This is a genomic window from Jiangella alba (assembly GCF_900106035.1).
In the GTDB taxonomy this organism is placed as follows: domain Bacteria; phylum Actinomycetota; class Actinomycetes; order Jiangellales; family Jiangellaceae; genus Jiangella; species Jiangella alba.
On the sequence record NZ_FNUC01000004.1, the window covers coordinates 157,630 to 173,421 of the forward strand.

Consider the following 15,792-nt stretch of genomic DNA (forward strand, 5'->3'; position numbering starts at 1 on the left):
ACGTCCCGACGCCGGCACGGACAGGACAGCACGACCGCCGCGAGCCAGCGGACTGGCTCGCGGCGGTCGGCGGGCGGTGAACCGTCAGCAACGGCTCACCGATTCGAGCTCATGCGTCGGCGGACTCCGCCGCACGGACCTTCGACGGGTCGAGCGGGATGCTCGGGCCCATGGTCGTGGCGAGCGTCGCCTTGCGGATGTAGCGGCCCTTCGAGGCCGACGGCTTGAGCCGGTTGACCTCGTCGAGCGCGGCAGCGTAGTTCTCGGCGAGCGCCTGCTCGGTGAACGACGTCTTGCCGATGATGAAGTGCAGGTTGGCGTGGCGGTCGACCCGGAACTCGATCTTGCCGCCCTTGATGTCGGAGACGGCCTTCTCGACGTCCATGGTGACGGTGCCGGTCTTCGGGTTCGGCATCAGGCCGCGCGGGCCGAGCACCCGGCCCAGCCGGCCGACCTTGCCCATGAGGTCGGGCGTGGCGACCACGGCGTCGAAGTCGAGCCGGCCGCCCTGGACCTCCTCGACCAGCTCGTCGCCGCCGACGATGTCGGCGCCCGCCGCCTTGGCCTCCTCGGCCTTCGGGCCGACGGCGAAGACCAGGACCCGAGCGGTCTTGCCGGTGCCGTGCGGGAGGTTGACGGTGCCACGGACCATCTGGTCCGCCTTGCGGGGGTCGACGCCCAGCCTCAGCGCGACCTCGACGGTGGAGTCGTACTTGGTGGTCGACGTCTCGCGGGCCAGCTTGACGGCCTCGGCGGGGTTGTACAGGCGGTCGCGGTCGATCTTCTCGGCCGCGGCGCGGTAGGACTTGCTGCGCTTCATGTCTTCTCCTCGTGGTTCCTGGAGTCGTGGTGCGGGCCCAGCGCTGGGACCCTCCCACTGACCGGCCGGTCTGCCCGGCCGGCGGTTCAGTCGGCGACCGTGACGCCCATCTGACGGGCGGTGCCCGCGATGATCTTCTCGGCGGCCTCGACGTCGTTGGCGTTGAGGTCGGGCATCTTCTGCTCGGCGATGGCCCGCAGCTGCTCGCGGCTGATCGACGCGACCTTCACGCGGTGCGGCTCGCCGGAGCCCTTGTCGATGCCCGCGGCCTTGAGGATCAGCTTGGCGGCCGGCGGCGTCTTCGTGACGAAGGTGAAGCTGCGGTCCTCGTAGACCGTGATCTCCACCGGGATGACGTTGCCGCGCTGCGACTCGGTGGCCGCGTTGTACGCCTTGCAGAACTCCATGATGTTGACGCCGTGCTGGCCCAGCGCGGGGCCGACCGGCGGTGCGGGGGTCGCCTGGCCGGCCTGGATCTGGAGCTTGATCAGGCCTGCGACCTTCTTCTTCGCTGGCATTCCTCGGGTCCTTGTCGTGATGGTGATGCTGTCCCATGTGCGCCGGACGGCGCGCGCGGGGACCGTCAGAGCTTCTGGATCTGGTTGAACGAGAGCTCGACGGGGGTCTCGCGGCCGAAGATCTCGACCAGTCCCTTGATCTTCTGGGAGTCGGCGTTGATCTCGTTGATGGTCGCGTGCAGGGTGGCGAACGGCCCGTCGACCACCATGACGGAGTCGCCGACCTGGAAGTCTACGACCTCGACCTGCTTCTTCTCCTCGGCCGGCTTGGCCTGCTCGGCCACCTGCGGGGCGAGCCACCGCTCGACCTCGTCGAGGCCCAGCGGGATGGGCTGGTGCGCGTGCCCGACGAACCCGGTGACGGCCGGGGTGTTGCGGACCGCGGACCACGACTCGTCGGTCATGTCCATGCGCACGAGCACGTAGCCGGGGAAGCGGTTGCGCTTCACCAGGCGGCGCTGGCCGTTCTTGATCTCGGCGACCTCTTCGGTCGGGACCTCGATCTCGAAGATGTAGTCCTCCATGTTGAGGCTGCCGATGCGGTTCTCGAGGTTGGCCCGGACCCGGTTCTCCATACCGGAGTAGGTCTGGACGACGAACCACTCACCCGGCTTGGCGCGCAACACCCGGCGGAACTCGGCCAGCGGGTCGGCCTCTTCGGCCTCTTCGGCGTCGTCGGCCTCCTCGGCCTCGTCGCTGCCGGCGGCGTCGTCCTCGGCGGCGTCGCCCTCGGACTCGTCGCTGCCGACGGCGTCGTCCTCAGTGGACTCGGCGTCGGTGGCAGCCTCGACCGGACCGGTCTCGCCCGCGGGCGACTCCTCGGTCTCGGCGTCGTCGATGGTCGACTCGTGCTCGGACACGGTGTGCGCTTCTTCCTCCTGGGTGCGGCTGACCACGGGATCGATCAGCCGAAGACCTTGAACATCGCCCAGCCCAGGCCCAGATCGAGCAGCGAGACGGTGGCGATCATGATCGCCACGAAGACGAGCACGACGGCCGTGTACGTCAGCAGCTGCTTGCGAGTCGGGTAGACGACCTTCCGCAGCTCGGCCACGACCTGGCGGATCCAGAGCGACAGCCGGGCGAACGGCCCGCGGCGCCGGGGCGAACGCGGACGCTCGGGTGTAGCGGTCTTGCCGCTGGTCTCCGTCACGTGCTACCTCGCTGACTCTGGAACAACGTCAGGCCGCTGGGTGTGGCGACCTCGCAGGGCAGGAGGGACTTGAACCCCCAACCGCCGGTTTTGGAGACCGGTGCTCTACCAATTGAGCTACTGCCCTTCGAATGGACGCGACGGTTCCAGCCAGTGAGGTGCGGGCACGCTTCGGCTGGGGGTCCGGCGACCACCCAAGAGTGAGAGTGTACGGGGTGAGGGGCGTCCTGGTCGAACTCGCTGCGGAGAGCGCTCTTCACCACCACGAAGGTCATAACGAGATCACCCCTCGGTCCGTTCCTTGACCGCCGCCCGGGCGCGACGGAATGATCACGATTCGAGCGAGATGTCACCTGCCGTCGACCGGGAGGCAGCCCGTGGCCACAGCGACCGTCCCCGTCCGTCTCGCCGCCGGCGCGCTCGCGCTCGGCCTGGCCGGAGCGCTCTTCGCCGGGCCGGTCGCGGCCGGCCGCCCCGCACCGTCGGCCACCCTGCCCGGTGCGGAGGTCACCGTCGTCCGCGTCGAGGCGGGCACCGACGACGACCGCCGCCGGCTGCTCGGCCTCGGCCTGGACGTCGTCGACGCCGACGAGAGCGGCGCCGAGCTGTTCCTCTACGACGACGCCGAGGCGGCGGCCCTGCGCGCCGCCGGCTTCGACCCGGTCGTCGTCGACCACGACCGGTCGCCGGCCGCGCTCGCGCAGGAGGCGACCCGCGCCGCCGAGGAGCGCGCCGAGGCGACGGCGGCGACGTCCGAGCTGCCGACCGGGCGGGTGTCGTACCGCACGCTGGACGAGATCGAGGCCGAGCTGGCCGAGCTGGAGGCGGCCCACCCGGACCTCGTGCGCCGGTTCGCGCTGCCGCACCCGACGCTGCTCGGCCGCACCGTGTACGGCGTCGAGATCTCCCGCGACGTGCACGCGCCGTCCGGCGAGCCGGTGTTCCTCACCACGGGCGTGCACCACGCGCGCGAGTGGCCGACCGCCGAGGTCACGCTGGAGTTCGCGTGGGACGTGCTGCAGCACGACGGCGCCGACGAGCGCGTCACGCGGCTGCTCGACAGCACGACGATGATCGTGGTGCCGGCGGTGAACCCGGACGGCTACGAGCTGTCGCGCAGCCTCGTCAACGAGCAGAAACGGAAGAACTGCCGGGTGGCGCACGGCGCCGTCCCCACGTACGAGCAGTGCGCCGACCCCGTCAACGCCGGCCGCGGCGTCGACCTCAACCGCAACTACGCGCCGTTCTGGGGCGGGCCCGGGTCCAGCGGCAGCCAGACGGCCAGCAACCACTACGGCGAGGCGCCGTACTCCGAGCCGGAGATCCGCAACATCGCCGAACTGACCGCCGCCCACCAGGTCACCGTCGCGGTGCACAACCACTCGCCGGACGGCCGGCTGCTGCGCGCCCCCAGCTCGCCGCTGGAGCCGGTGCCGGCCGACGTCGAGGCGTACGACGCGCTGGCCCAGGAGCTGGGCGCCGCGCTGGACTGGCCGGCCGGGCCATGGCCGGAGATCTACTACGAGGCCAGCGGCGTCGCCGAGCAGAACGCCTTCTACACCGCCGGGATCTTCGGGTTCACGACGGAGATGACGCCCGGCCACGACGGGCTGGCGCGGTTCCACCCGCCGTACGAGTACGTCGTCGACCAGTACTTCGGCACCGGCAGCTACCCCGGGTCCAGCATGCGCGAGGCGCTGCTGATCGCCTGGGACGCGGCCGCCGACCCGGCGCTGCACTCGGTGCTCACGGGGCGGGCCAAGCCCGGCATCGAGCTGACCATCGCCAAGGACGTCGTCGTCGACTCGTCGCCGGTGGCGGGCGCGGTCCTGTCGACGCCGGTCGAGCTCTCATCGACGCTGACGGTCCCGGCGAGCGGACGGTTCGAGTGGCACGTCCAGCCGTCGCCGCGGCCCAGCCAGTACGAGTCCGCGCGGCTGCCGGAGAGCTGGACGGTGTCCTGCCGCAACCGCTCCGGCCGGGTCGTGCACAGCCAGCAGGTGACGATCGAGCGCGGCCAGAGCGCCGACCTGGACCTGCGCCGCTGCCCGGCGGTGCCGCCGAGGGGCCGCTGATCGCTGGCGCCGTCGGTCACGGGTCTCTACTGTCGATACAGAGGCCCGCGACCGGACGGAGAACGGCATGAGCGGTACGGCGGACCCGCCCAAGACCGGCAGCGCCGAGCGGCTGCGGCCGCCCCGCGACGTCGTCCTCGCCGTGCGCCTCATGTACGCCGGCGCCGCCCTGACGGCTGTGCTCGGCCTGCTGCGGCTGATCGACCCCGACGCGTACGAGGACGTCCTCGACACCTCGTCCGGCACCAGCGCCCGCGGCTCGTACGTCGTGTACCTCTTCGTCGTCGCCGCGATCTGGCTGCTGGTGGCCCGCTACTGCGCCCACGGCAGCCGGCGGGCCCGGCGGGCGGCGACGTTCTTCGCGGTCCTGTACGTGGCCGCCGTCGCGGCGACGCTCGCCGGCTCGCCGCGGTTCGACGCCTACAACGTGGTGAGCGTTCTCATCGCGGTGGTCGGCGCCGCCGTGATCTGGCTGTTGTACCGGCCCGATTCGCGGCGCTGGTTCCTGCGTCAACACCCTCCGACCAGCTAAGGTGCGCCAGAAAGGCACCCGACGACGATGGAGAATCGACCATGAGTGGCACCACCCCTCCGCCGGGATCCGGTCCGGGCGAGGACGAGAACCCGTATGCGCAGTCGGGCCAGGGCCGGCCGCCGGAGCAGCCGTGGGGGGCCACGCCGCCGCCCAGCGGGCCGCCGGCGTGGAGCGGGCCGGTCGACGGGGGTGCCTCCGCCTGGGGCGAACCCGCGCCGCCGTCCGAGCCGCCGCAGTCGATCCGCCGCGCCGCCATCCTGATGTACGTCGGCGCCGGCCTGTCGGTGCTCGGCCTGCTGTTCACACTGCTGGCGCGCGACTCCATTCGCGACGCGATCCGCGACAACGACAGCAGCCTCAGCGCTGACGACGTCGACGCCGCCGCCAACCTCATCGTCGGGGTGGGCGTCGTGGTCGGCCTGCTCGGCGCCGCGCTGTGGCTGTGGATGGCCTACGCCAACAAGGCCGGCAAGTCGTGGGCCCGGGTGGTCGCCACCGTGCTCGGTGGTCTGAACATCCTGTTCACGCTGTTCTCGCTCAGCGGTGGCGGCGGCCTCAACCTCATCATCAACGTGCTGACCATCGCGCTGGCGGCGTACATCCTGTACCTGCTGTACCGGCCCGAGTCGAGCGCCTACTACGCCGCCGTGAGCGGCAAGCGGCGCTGACTCGTCCAATCGGCGCAACCCCTTGGCGCGGCGCGGCGAGGTGATGCCAAGATGAACGGCATGACCCCGCCTGCGCCCGCCGGCGCCCGCCCCCGCGTCTCTGCCCGCATCGCCGCCATCGCCGAGTCGGCCACGCTCGCGGTCGATGCGAAGGCGAAGGCGCTCAAGGCGGCGGGCCGGCCGGTCATCGGCTTCGGGGCCGGCGAGCCCGACTTCGCGACGCCCGACTACATCGTCGAGGCCGCGGTCGAGGCCTGCCGCGACCCCCGCAACCACCGCTACACCCCGGCCGGCGGCCTGCCCGAGCTGAAGGAGGCCGTCGCGGCGAAGACGCTGCGCGACTCCGGCTACCAGGTCGAGCCGAGCCAGGTGCTCATCACCAACGGCGGCAAGCAGGCCGTCTACGAGACCTTCGCGGCGCTGCTCGATCCCGGCGACGAAGTGCTGCTGCCCACGCCGTACTGGACCACGTACCCCGAGTCCATCGCGCTGGCCGGCGGCGTCCCCGTCGAGGTGCTGGCCGACGAGACCACCGGCTACCGCGTCAGCGTCGAGCAGCTCGAGGCGGCCCGCACGCCGCGCACCAAGGTGCTGCTGTTCGTGTCGCCGTCGAACCCCACCGGCGCCGTGTACTCCCCCGAGACGGTCCGCGAGATCGGCCGGTGGGCGCACGCCAACGGCCTGTGGGTCGTCACCGACGAGATCTACGAGCACCTCGTCTACGGCGACGCCACGTTCTCGTCCATCGTGGTCGAGGTGCCCGAGCTGGCCGACACCTGCGTCGTCGTCAACGGCGTGGCCAAGACCTACGCCATGACGGGCTGGCGGGTCGGCTGGATGATCGGCCCGAAGGACGTCATCAAGGCGGCCGGCAACCTGCAGTCGCACGCCACGTCCAACGTCTCCAACGTCGCGCAGCGGGCCGCGCTGGCCGCCGTCTCCGGCGACCTCTCCGCCGTCGCCGAGATGCGGGCCGCCTTCGACCGTCGCCGCCGCACCATGGTGTCGATGCTCAACGAGATCGACGGCGTCTTCTGCCCCGAGCCCGAGGGCGCGTTCTACGCGTACCCGTCGGTGAAGGACGTGCTCGGCCGCACCATCGCCGGGCGCACGCCGAAGACCAGCGCCGAGCTGGCCGAGCTCATCCTCGAGGAGGCCGAGGTCGCGGTGGTGCCGGGCGAGGCGTTCGGCCCGAGCGGCTACCTGCGGCTCTCGTACGCCCTGGGCGACGACGATCTCGCCGAGGGCGTCGGGCGCATCCAGCGGCTGCTCGGCTGAGTTCGCGGCGGTGACCGGACCAGCCCTTCGCGACCTGCGGGCCCTGCCCAAGGCGCACCTGCACCTGCACTTCACCGGCTCGATGCGGCACGCGACGCTGCTCGACCTCGCCGACGAGCACGGCGTGCGGCTGCCCGACTCGCTGCGCGAGGACTGGCCGCCGCTGCTGTCGGCGGCCGACGAGAAGGGCTGGTTCCGGTTCCAGCGGCTGTACGACCTCGCCCGGTCGGTGCTGCGGACGGAGCGCGACGTGCGGCGGCTGGTCACCGAGGCGGCCGAGGACGAGGCGGCCGAGGGGTCCGGCTGGCTGGAGATCCAGGTCGACCCGTCAGGCTACGGCGGCCGGTTCGGCGGCATCACCGCGTTCACCGACCTCGTGCTCGACGCGGCGCGGGTCGCGTCGGCGTCGACGGGGGTCGGGATCGCCGTGGTGATCGCGGCGAACCGGACCCGGCACCCGCTCGACGCCCGCACGCTGGCCCGGCTCGCCGTCCAGTACGCGGGTCGCGGCGTGGTCGGGTTCGGGCTCTCCAACGACGAGCGGCGCGGCGTCATCGCGGAGTTCGCGCCCGCCTTCGCCATCGCCGGCCGGGCCGACCTCATCTCCGTCCCGCACGGTGGCGAGCTGCGCGGCCCCGGCAGCGCCCGTGCCTGCCTCGACGACCTCCACGCCGACCGGCTGGGGCACGGCATCCGCTCGGTGGAGGACCCCGCGCTGCTGGCCCGCATCGTCGACGCGCGGACCACCCTCGAGGTCTGCCCCGCGTCCAACGTCAGCCTCGGCGTCTACCCGACGCCCGCCGACGTACCGCTGCGCGCCCTGGCCGACGCGGGAGCGCGGGTGGCGCTCGGCGCCGACGACCCGCTGCTGTTCGGGTCGCGGCTGCTGGACCAGTACGAGACCGCGCGGCACGTGCACGGCTTCTCCGACGCCGACCTCGCCGAGCTCGCCCGCGGCTCGATCGAGGGCTCGTCCGCCCCGTCCGACGTCCGCAAGGTCCTCCTCGAAGGCGTCGACGCCTGGTTGGCGTCCTGAGGTTCTGCGGAGGTGTGGCGCCTCCCCGTCCGCTGCGGTGCGGGGCGTCGTGATCATGTCCCCTAGCGGTCGCTCACACGCCGCAACCGAACATGATCATGGAAACATGGTCCCTCTTGCGCCACACCCAACCGCATGCTCCTACGCCGGCGCACCGACCACGGCCGGAAGAGCCAGCTCGTCCAAGATCCCAGAACTGGCGCCCGACCGCAGGTACCACTCGTAGCCGTACGCCTCGTCGAAGCCGGCGTGGCCGAGCGACTCGGCGCTGACCTGGCTGGCGTGCACGGCGATGGCGGCCCGTTTGACCGCCAGCTCCCCCGCCGTCGCCCCGATGCGCAGCGCGACGTCGGCGGACGGGACGCCGAACGGCAGGCCGGTCGCCTCGGCGGCGGCGTGGATGAGGTGCGACCGGGTGACGCGGTCGTGCAGGTGGTCGCGGTCGACGGTGGACTGGTAGGCGGTGACGCCGGTCAGCCGGGCGGCCGCCGCGCCGATGCGGTGCGCCGCCAGGTGGTCCGGGTGCCCGTAGATGCCGCGGCCGTCGTCGTGGACGAGGGCCTCGGCGGACTCCTCGTCGATCAGGTCGGCCATACGCCGGGCGACGCGCGAGGGGTCGGCCGCGGCGAGGGCGTCGGGGTGGACGTTGTCGGCGGCGCCGGGCAGCCCGGAGTCGCGGGCGCCGAGCAGCACCAGTCGCTGCACACCCAGTAGGGCCGCCGCGCTCTCCAGCTCGGCGACCCGCCGCTGCGCCATCGTCTCGCCGGGCGACAGCGGCACGTGCACCTCGCCCAGCTCGCCGAGCGTGGCCGTGACCAGCACGACCCGCGCCCCGGCGTCGGCCAGGCGGCGCATCGTCACGCCGGTGAAGATCGCCTCGTCGTCGGGGTGGGCGTGGAGGACGAGGACGGTGCGCCCGCGGAGGGGCGAGGGGTTCGAGAACATTCCTGCCTGCTGTGGTGACGGAGCCGGCGAACGGCCCCGAGGGTGGTCGGGTCGCGGGTGAGGTTCAGCGACAGCGACAACAGCAGGACATGCCGAGGACCGCCGGGACGGCGGTGCGGGTCGGCATGGCGATCACGAGCGCAGAGTCTGCCACATCGGCGGGCGCCCGCGCACCCCGTTCCGGGCAGGAACCTCAGGCGTCGACGAGCTCGGCGGCGGCCGCGGCGCGCTGGTCGTACGCGTCGCGCGCGGCGGCGATCTCCTGCTGGTGGTCCTCGGTCCAGCGGACCAGCGCCTCGATGGTGTCGTGCAGGGTGGCGCCGAGCGGCGTCAGCTCGTAGTCGACCCGCGGCGGCACGACGGGGTGCACGGTGCGGCGGACCAGGCCGTCGCGCTCCAGCTGGCGCAGGGTGACCGTCAGCATGCGCTGGCTGACGCCGTCGATGCGGCGGCGCAGCTCGGTGAAGCGCAGGCTGCGGCCGTCGAGCAGGGCGATGACGAGCAGCGACCACTTGTCCGCGATGCGGTCGAGGATCTGCCGGACGTCGCAGTCTTCGCGCGGGTCCCACTGCTGGCAGTCGTCGGTTCCCTGAGGGTGCCCGGGTGACTTCGAAGTGCCTTCTTCCATGGTCAGCCATAGTGCCGGAAGATGCGATCAGTTACAAGAAGGAACCGACCCTCGGTTCGATAACCATGAAGGAGCGCTTCCCGTGCCAACCCCGACGGCACCCGCCGACCGGCTCACCGGTCGCGGCTGGGCCATCCTGCTCGTGCTCAGCAGCGCGATCTTCCTCGAAGGCATCGACGTCTCGATGATGGGCGTCGCGCTCCCCTCGATCCGGGCCGACCTCGGCCTGTCCACGACCTCGCTGCAGTGGGTGGTGAGCGCGTACGTGCTCGGCTACGGCGGCTTCGTGCTGCTCGGCGGGCGCGCGTCGGACCTGCTCGGCCGGCGCCGGATGTTCGTGCTGTGGCTCACCGTCTTCCTGCTCTTCTCCGGCCTCGGCGGCCTGGCCACCGACGGCTGGCTGCTGATCCTCGCGCGGTTCGTCACCGGTGTCGCGGCGGCTTTCATGACCCCGGCCGGCCTCTCGATCATCACGACGACGTTCCCCGAAGGCCCGCTGCGGACCCGTGCGCTGCTGGTCTACGCCGGCATCGCGGCCGGCGGCTTCTCGCTGGGCATGGTCACCGGCGGGCTGCTGACGTCGATCGACTGGCGCTGGGTGTTCTTCGCCCCCGTCATCATGGCCGCGGTCATCCTGGCGGCGGCGGTGCGGCTGATCCCGCACGACACCCCGGCGGCGCGGACCGGCGGCGGGTACGACGTCGGCGGCACGCTGAGCCTCACGGGCGCCATGCTGCTGCTCGTCTACACCGTCGTCATGCTGCCCGACGTGGAGCCCGCTTCGACGGTGACGACGGCGGCCGCCGGGCTGGCGCTGCTGGCGCTGTTCGTGACGATCGAGCGGCGATCCCGCACGCCGTTGCTGCGGCTCGGGCTGTTGCGCTCCGCGCCGCTGCTGCGGGCCAACGCCGGCGCGATGCTGCTGGTCGGCGGGTTCGTCGGCTTCCAGTTCATCGCCGTGCTCTACCTGCAGGAGTACCGCGGCTGGTCGGAGACGCAGACGGGACTCGCGCTGATGGTGCTCGGACTGGACGCGATCCTCGCGCCGACGCTGACGCCGGTGCTGGTGCGCCGGTTCGGCAACGCGACGGTGATCGTGGCCGGGCTGGTGCTGGCCGCCGTGGCGTACGCGCTGTTCCTGCGGGTCGGCGCGGACTGGACGTACGCCGCCATGCTGCCGTCGTTCCTCGTGCTGAGCACCGCGTTCGCCCTGGGCTACGGGCCGCTGACGATCGCCGCCACCGACGGCGTCGCCGCGGAGGAACAGGGGCTGGCCAGCGGCGTCCTGACGACGTCGTTCCAGTTCGGGTCGGCGCTCGGCCTGGCCGTCGTGACGGCGGTGGTCGTCGGCAGCAGCGGGCCCGCCGGCGCGGACCTGGACGCGTTCCGGACGGCGCTGCTGGTCCCCCTGGCCGCCGCCCTGATCGGCGTCGTCGTCACCGCGTCCGGCCTGCGCCGCCGTCGCCGTCCGGCCGCCGACGTCGTCGCAGCGGAGGTGACGGTATGAGCGGCGACGTCGTGGACAGCCCGGACCGGTCGGTGGCCGAGCACGTGCGCCGCTACCTCGCCACCGACGGCCGCGACGGCCACCTCGAGGGCGGCGTGCCGAACCTGGTGCTGACGGTGACCGGCCGGACCAGCGGGCGGCGCTACCGCAACGCCATGTTCTACGGCACCGACGGCGACCGGTACGTGCTGGTCGCGTCCGGGTCGGCGGTGACCGCGACGCACCCGTCCTGGTACCGCAACCTCGCCGCCAACCCCGTCGTCGAGGTGCAGGTCAGGGGCGAGCGGTTCACCGCGACGGCGCGGACGGCGCAGGGCGCGGAGCGGCGCCGGCTCTGGGCGCTCATGACGACGCTCGCCCCGGTGTACCTCGCGTACGAGGAGCGGACGCCGCGCACGATCCCGGTGGTGGTGCTGGAGCGCACTGAGGGTGTGTCTCCTGGGTCTCGGCCGTAGCGAGCGGCGTCCAGGTGGATGCCTCGCAAGGCCGAGGAGGGAGTCATAGCGGGGTTCTATGACGACTGACGAGAACGTAGCGAGGCGCCGCCTGGGCGTCGCGCAGTAGGCCATGGACCCGGGAGACCCACCCTAAGATGTGCCGATGACCGACGGCGTGACGACCGACCGGCTGCTGGTGCGACCGCCCCAGGAGACCGACCGTGCCCGGTTCCTCGAACTCTTCCAGGACGAGGCCTTCATGGCGTTCGCGCCGGCGGTCCTCACCCCGGAGCAGGCCGGTGCCCGCTTCGACCACATGGCCGACGTCTGCCGGACGATCCCGTTCGGCAAGCAGCCGGTGGTCGAGCGGGCCACCGGCCGCGTCGTCGGCTACACCGGCGTCGACCACATCGAGATCGACGGCCGGGACCGGCTGGAGTGGGGGTACCGGTTCGTGCCGGAGGCACGCGGCCTCGGGTACGCCACCGAGGCCGGCGCGGCGCTGCTGGAGCACGCCGGCCGGACGTACACCGGCGAGCTGCTGGCGATCATCGATCCGGGGAACGGCCCGTCGAAGCGGGTCGCCGGCAAGCTCGGCTTCGCGTTCTGGACCCAGACGACGATCGACGGCGACCGCTGCGACCTCTACACGCTGCGGGTGGGGCAGGCATGAGCGCCGGCGAGCTGCTCCGCCACGGCGATCCGGGCTTCGACGCCGCCGCCTCGCCGCGGCCGTTCACGGCGCACGACGGCGTCCCGGTGCCGGTCGCCGTGCTGCGCTGCCGTGACGCCGCCGAGGTCGCCGTCGCCGTCGAGTACGCCCGCCGCGAGGCGCTGCCGATCGCCGTCAGGTCCGGCGGGCACTGCGCGGCCGGCCTGTCCTCGACGACCGGCCTGGTGATCGACGTGTCCCCGATGGACTCCGTCGAGGTCGACGGCGACCACGTCGTCGTCGGCGGCGGGGTGCGGCTGGCCGCGCTGGTCGAGGCGCTCGGCGCGCACGGCCGGGCGATGCCGACCGGGACCTGCCCGACGGTCGGTGTCAGCGGGCTGACGCTCGGCGGCGGGTGGGGCATGCTCAGCCGCCGGCACGGGCTGACCTGCGACCAGCTGGTCCGGACCGAGGTCGTCACGGCGGACGGCGCGGCGGTGGTGGCCGACGACGACCACGAACCGGACCTGTTCTGGGCGCTGCGCGGCGGCGGGACCAGCGGCCTCGGCGTGGTGACGTCGATGCGGTTCCGCACGGTTCCCGCGCCGCTGATGACGAACTTCCGCTACACCTGGCCGCTGGCCGCGGCCGCCGACGTGCTGCGCGCCTGGCTCGACCGCGCCGTCGACGCGCCCGCCCGGCTGTGCGCCGAGGCCGGCCTCTACCCCGCCGAGGTGGCGCTGCACGGCGCGATGGCCGGCACCGAGGCCGAGACCCGCGCGGCGCTCGACCAGCTCTGCGACGGCCTGCCGGCACCGGTCCGCGTCGAGGCCGCCGAGCTGTCCTACCTCGACTCCGCCCGCGACCTCGCCGGCGCCATCGACACCCCCGACCCGTCCCGTCATCTCTACGCCACCTCGGAGTTCTTCGAGACGACGCTGCCCGACGACGCGGTGGGCGCGCTGCTCGCGCTGTTCGCGGCCGGTCCGGCCGAACGCGAGGTCGGCTTCATGCCCTGGGGCGGCGGCGACTCCGACGTCGCCCCCGGCGCGACCGCCTTCCCGCACCGCGGCGCCCGCTACGTCGTCCACCACATCGCCCTCACGCCCGACGCCGACGCCACGGCCCGCGGCTGGACCGGCGCCATGCGCGACACCCTCGGCCCATACGGCACCGGCGGCGTCTACGCGAACTTCGCCGACCGCGGCCTCGCCGACCCGGAGCTCGCCTACTACGGCGCCAACGCCGCCCGCCTGCGCAAGATCAGGCGCCGCTACGACCCGGACGCCGTCTTCCGCGCCGGCTAGGGTGTGTCCCCCAAGTCTCGGCCGTAGCGAGCGGCGTCCAGGTGGATGCCTCGCAAGGCCGACGAGGAAGTCATAGCGGGGTTCTATGACGACTGACGAGAACGCCGCGAGGCGCCGCCTGGGCGTCGCGCAGTAGGCCATGGACTTGGGAGCCACACCCTAGATGAGTGAGTCCTATTGATCTTGTGGGTGTGTCGCTGTCGATAGACATGGGTGGAGGGCGTCGAGGATCAGTGTGTGAGCAATGATCTTGACGCCCTCCTGACCGCACTCTATGTCCATGTCGAGGATCGTGTCTTCCCGGTGTTGGGGTGGTCGCGTGATCACCGGCCGGGCCGCAAGCCGGGGCTGTCCGACGGTGAACTGATCACCCTGGCGGTGGCGCAGCAGCTGCTCGGCGTGGCGTCGGAACGGCGGTGGGTCCGGTTTGCGCGCGCCCGGCTGGGCGGACTGTTCCCCTACCTGCCCGGCCAGTCTGGATACGGCAAACGACTCCGGTCCTTGGGAGGGCTGCTCGCCGCGGTCATCACCGAACTGGCCCGGGACACGCCGTCCTGGCACGACGATCTGCGGCTGCTGGATTCCACCCCGCTGCCGTGCGCGGCGTCGCGGGAGACGGTGAAGCGCTCGGACCTGGCCGGGCACGCCGGTTACGGCTACTGCGCCAGTCACTCGCGGTTCTTCTGGGGATTCCGGCTCTACCTGGTCACCACCGCCGAGGGCATGCCGATCATCTGGGGTCTGGCCAACCCCAAGATCGGCGAACGCGACGCCGCCCGGGCGCTCCTCGACCACGACCACCACCTCGTCGCGTCCGGGCAGGTCATCCTCGCCGACAAAGGGTTCGCCGGGCGCGACTTCGACCAGTTCGTCACCAGCCTGGGCGCGCACCTGATCCGGCCCGACCGCAAAGACGAACCGACCAGACGGGGCAAACTGGCCCGGGTCCGCCAATGGATCGAAGCCGTCTTCGACACCCTGAAAGGTCAGCTCACCCTCGAGGAACACGGCGCCCGCACCCTGAACGGAGTCCACGCCCGCATCGCCGCACGACTACTCGCCCTCGCCACCGCGATCTGGCACAACTGGCACACCGGCACCCAAGCCAAACGATCCCTGATCGCCTACGACCACTAACGATCAATCGGACTCACTCATCTAGAGGGAGCAGCCGACGAGCATCGGCTCAGGCACCAGCTCGACGCCGAAGGCGGAGCGGACGCCGTCGCGCACCTCGCGGGCGAGGCCGAGGAGGTCGGCCGTGCTGGCGTCGCCGCGGTTCGTCAGCGCCAGCGTGTGCTTGGTCGACAGCGAGACGTCGGTGCGGCCGCCGTCGTAGCCGCGGCCGAACCCGGCGTGCTCGATCAGCCACGCCGCGCTCGACTTCACCAGGCCGTCGCCGGCCGGGAACCGCGGCGCGCCGTCGGGCAGCGCCGCCGCCTGCGCCTCGGTGAGCACCGGGTTGGTGAAGAACGACCCGGCGCTCCAGGTGTCGTGGTCGGCGGCGTCGAGCACCATGCCCTTGCCGGCGCGCAGGGCGAGGACGGTGTCGCGCACCGCGGCGATCGGCGCGCGCCCGCCCACCTCGACGCCGAGCCCGCGGGCCAGCTCGGCGTAGCGGACCGGCATGCCGAGGCCGCCCTCGCGCAGCTGGTAGCTGACGGTGAGGACGACGTAGCGCTCGGAGCCCTTGAACCGGCTGTCGCGGTAGGCGAAGCGGCAGTCGGCGTTGGCGAACGTGCGGACGCGGCGGTCCTGGCGGTCGTAGGTGCGCACCGTCCAGACCGTCTGCGCCACTTCCTGGCCGTAGGCGCCGACGTTCTGCATGGGGGTGGCGCCGACCAGGCCGGGGATGCCGGACAGCGCCTCGATGCCGGGCCACTCGTTCGCGACGGTGTACGCGACGAGGTCGTCCCACGGCTCGCCGGCGGCGGCCGTCAGCAGGACCCCTCCGCAGGCGGCGAGCGCGCCGCTGTCGCAGGAGGCGCTCGCGTCGACGTCGATGCCGCGGGTGCCGGCCAGCACCACCGTGCCGTCGAAGCCGGCGTCGTCGACGACCAGGTTGGAACCGCCGCCGACCACCAGCACCGGCTCGCCGCGCTCGTCGCAGTCGCGGACCAGGCCGATCAGCTCGTCCTCGGTGGTGGCCTCGACGACGCGCTTGGCCGGCCCGCCCAGCCGCAGCGTGGTCAGGCCGGAGAGGGCGACGTCGGTCAGTTCGCGCATCGCGGCC

General features: G+C 72.4%; 17 protein-coding genes and 1 tRNA gene. 10 read left to right on the forward strand and 8 right to left on the reverse strand.

Going from position 1 to position 15,792, the window contains the following annotated elements; genetic code table 11:
- Positions 1–109: 109 nt before the first annotated feature.
- The 5 genes from rplA to BLV02_RS18500 all read right to left on the reverse strand — a co-directional run bounded on the left by rplA (position 110) and on the right by BLV02_RS18500 (position 2,618).
- On the reverse strand, positions 110–820 hold the full coding sequence (rplA, locus tag BLV02_RS18480) for a 50S ribosomal protein L1 (protein WP_069110692.1): 711 nt from the start codon (positions 818–820) through the stop codon (positions 110–112).
- Between the two features lie 86 nt (positions 821–906).
- Positions 907–1,338, reverse strand: a complete 432-nt coding sequence (gene rplK / locus BLV02_RS18485) for a 50S ribosomal protein L11 (protein ID WP_053206279.1) — start codon at positions 1,336–1,338, stop codon at positions 907–909.
- A gap of 65 nt (positions 1,339–1,403) precedes the next feature.
- Positions 1,404–2,234 carry a transcription termination/antitermination protein NusG gene (gene nusG, locus BLV02_RS37705; protein WP_425432579.1) on the reverse strand — a complete coding sequence of 277 codons (831 nt, stop codon included), beginning with the start codon at positions 2,232–2,234 and terminating at the stop codon, positions 1,404–1,406.
- An 8-nt stretch (positions 2,235–2,242) separates the two neighbouring features.
- Positions 2,243–2,491, reverse strand: coding sequence for a preprotein translocase subunit SecE (secE, locus tag BLV02_RS18495; protein ID WP_069110694.1), 249 nt, complete (start codon positions 2,489–2,491; stop codon positions 2,243–2,245).
- 54 nt (positions 2,492–2,545) lie between these two features.
- Positions 2,546–2,618 (reverse strand) — tRNA-Trp (locus tag BLV02_RS18500).
- A 250-nt stretch (positions 2,619–2,868) separates the two neighbouring features.
- Between BLV02_RS18500 and BLV02_RS18505 the strand changes: the two genes are divergently transcribed.
- The 5 genes from BLV02_RS18505 (at position 2,869) to BLV02_RS18525 (ending at position 8,083) form a co-directional block, all read left to right on the forward strand.
- Complete coding sequence (locus BLV02_RS18505) at positions 2,869–4,566, forward strand: M14 family zinc carboxypeptidase (protein ID WP_083288476.1); 1,698 nt, start codon at positions 2,869–2,871, stop codon at positions 4,564–4,566.
- A 67-nt stretch (positions 4,567–4,633) separates the two neighbouring features.
- The gene (locus BLV02_RS18510; protein WP_069110695.1) at positions 4,634–5,098 is read left to right on the forward strand and encodes a hypothetical protein; all 465 of its coding nucleotides are present in this window, start codon (positions 4,634–4,636) and stop codon (positions 5,096–5,098) included.
- A 41-nt stretch (positions 5,099–5,139) separates the two neighbouring features.
- The gene (locus tag BLV02_RS18515) at positions 5,140–5,769 is read left to right on the forward strand and encodes a hypothetical protein (protein ID WP_069110696.1); all 630 of its coding nucleotides are present in this window, start codon (positions 5,140–5,142) and stop codon (positions 5,767–5,769) included.
- 51 nt (positions 5,770–5,820) lie between these two features.
- Complete coding sequence (locus BLV02_RS18520) at positions 5,821–7,047, forward strand: pyridoxal phosphate-dependent aminotransferase (RefSeq protein WP_069110697.1); 1,227 nt, start codon at positions 5,821–5,823, stop codon at positions 7,045–7,047.
- A gap of 10 nt (positions 7,048–7,057) precedes the next feature.
- Positions 7,058–8,083: an adenosine deaminase gene (locus tag BLV02_RS18525; RefSeq protein ID WP_069110698.1), complete on the forward strand. Its 1,026-nt coding sequence runs from the start codon at positions 7,058–7,060 to the stop codon at positions 8,081–8,083.
- A gap of 141 nt (positions 8,084–8,224) precedes the next feature.
- On the opposite strand, the gene BLV02_RS18530 is transcribed toward BLV02_RS18525, so the two are convergent.
- Both BLV02_RS18530 and BLV02_RS18535 read right to left on the reverse strand, forming a co-directional pair.
- Positions 8,225–9,028: a PIG-L family deacetylase gene (locus BLV02_RS18530; protein ID WP_069110699.1), complete on the reverse strand. Its 804-nt coding sequence runs from the start codon at positions 9,026–9,028 to the stop codon at positions 8,225–8,227.
- Positions 9,029–9,221: 193 nt separating this feature from the next.
- Positions 9,222–9,656: a winged helix-turn-helix transcriptional regulator gene (locus BLV02_RS18535; RefSeq protein WP_069110700.1), complete on the reverse strand. Its 435-nt coding sequence runs from the start codon at positions 9,654–9,656 to the stop codon at positions 9,222–9,224.
- 82 nt (positions 9,657–9,738) lie between these two features.
- Between BLV02_RS18535 and BLV02_RS18540 the strand changes: the two genes are divergently transcribed.
- The 5 genes from BLV02_RS18540 (at position 9,739) to BLV02_RS18560 (ending at position 14,696) form a co-directional block, all read left to right on the forward strand.
- Positions 9,739–11,163, forward strand: a complete 1,425-nt coding sequence (locus BLV02_RS18540) for an MFS transporter (RefSeq protein WP_069110701.1) — start codon at positions 9,739–9,741, stop codon at positions 11,161–11,163.
- Positions 11,160–11,618, forward strand: coding sequence for a nitroreductase family deazaflavin-dependent oxidoreductase (locus BLV02_RS18545; RefSeq protein ID WP_069110702.1), 459 nt, complete (start codon positions 11,160–11,162; stop codon positions 11,616–11,618). The genes BLV02_RS18540 and BLV02_RS18545 overlap by 4 nt, the downstream gene beginning before the upstream one ends.
- Positions 11,619–11,763: 145 nt before the next feature.
- Positions 11,764–12,273, forward strand: coding sequence for a GNAT family N-acetyltransferase (locus BLV02_RS18550; RefSeq protein WP_069110703.1), 510 nt, complete (start codon positions 11,764–11,766; stop codon positions 12,271–12,273).
- Entirely contained in the window at positions 12,270–13,559 is a 1,290-nt protein-coding gene (locus BLV02_RS18555; RefSeq protein ID WP_069110704.1) for an FAD-binding oxidoreductase, read from the forward strand. Before BLV02_RS18550 ends, BLV02_RS18555 begins: the two co-directional genes overlap by 4 nt.
- 237 nt (positions 13,560–13,796) lie before the next feature.
- On the forward strand, positions 13,797–14,696 hold the full coding sequence (locus tag BLV02_RS18560) for an IS982 family transposase (protein ID WP_074946149.1): 900 nt from the start codon (positions 13,797–13,799) through the stop codon (positions 14,694–14,696).
- 21 nt (positions 14,697–14,717) lie between these two features.
- On the opposite strand, the gene BLV02_RS18565 is transcribed toward BLV02_RS18560, so the two are convergent.
- The gene (locus tag BLV02_RS18565; RefSeq protein WP_069114867.1) at positions 14,718–15,785 is read right to left on the reverse strand and encodes a UDP-N-acetylmuramate dehydrogenase; all 1,068 of its coding nucleotides are present in this window, start codon (positions 15,783–15,785) and stop codon (positions 14,718–14,720) included.
- Between the last annotated feature and the right edge of the window lie 7 nt (positions 15,786–15,792).

Coding starts and splice junctions, on each gene's coding strand:
- rplA (WP_069110692.1), bottom strand. CDS start 820: ATGAAGCGCAGCAAGTCCTACCGCGCCGCGGCCGAGAAGATCGACCGC.
- rplK (WP_053206279.1), bottom strand. CDS start 1,338: ATGCCAGCGAAGAAGAAGGTCGCAGGCCTGATCAAGCTCCAGATCCAG.
- BLV02_RS18510 (WP_069110695.1), top strand. CDS start 4,634: ATGAGCGGTACGGCGGACCCGCCCAAGACCGGCAGCGCCGAGCGGCTG.
- BLV02_RS18515 (WP_069110696.1), top strand. CDS start 5,140: ATGAGTGGCACCACCCCTCCGCCGGGATCCGGTCCGGGCGAGGACGAG.
- BLV02_RS18520 (WP_069110697.1), top strand. CDS start 5,821: ATGAACGGCATGACCCCGCCTGCGCCCGCCGGCGCCCGCCCCCGCGTC.
- BLV02_RS18530 (WP_069110699.1), bottom strand. CDS start 9,028: ATGTTCTCGAACCCCTCGCCCCTCCGCGGGCGCACCGTCCTCGTCCTC.
- BLV02_RS18535 (WP_069110700.1), bottom strand. CDS start 9,656: ATGGAAGAAGGCACTTCGAAGTCACCCGGGCACCCTCAGGGAACCGAC.
- BLV02_RS18545 (WP_069110702.1), top strand. CDS start 11,160: ATGAGCGGCGACGTCGTGGACAGCCCGGACCGGTCGGTGGCCGAGCAC.
- BLV02_RS18550 (WP_069110703.1), top strand. CDS start 11,764: ATGACCGACGGCGTGACGACCGACCGGCTGCTGGTGCGACCGCCCCAG.
- BLV02_RS18555 (WP_069110704.1), top strand. CDS start 12,270: ATGAGCGCCGGCGAGCTGCTCCGCCACGGCGATCCGGGCTTCGACGCC.
- BLV02_RS18565 (WP_069114867.1), bottom strand. CDS start 15,785: ATGCGCGAACTGACCGACGTCGCCCTCTCCGGCCTGACCACGCTGCGG.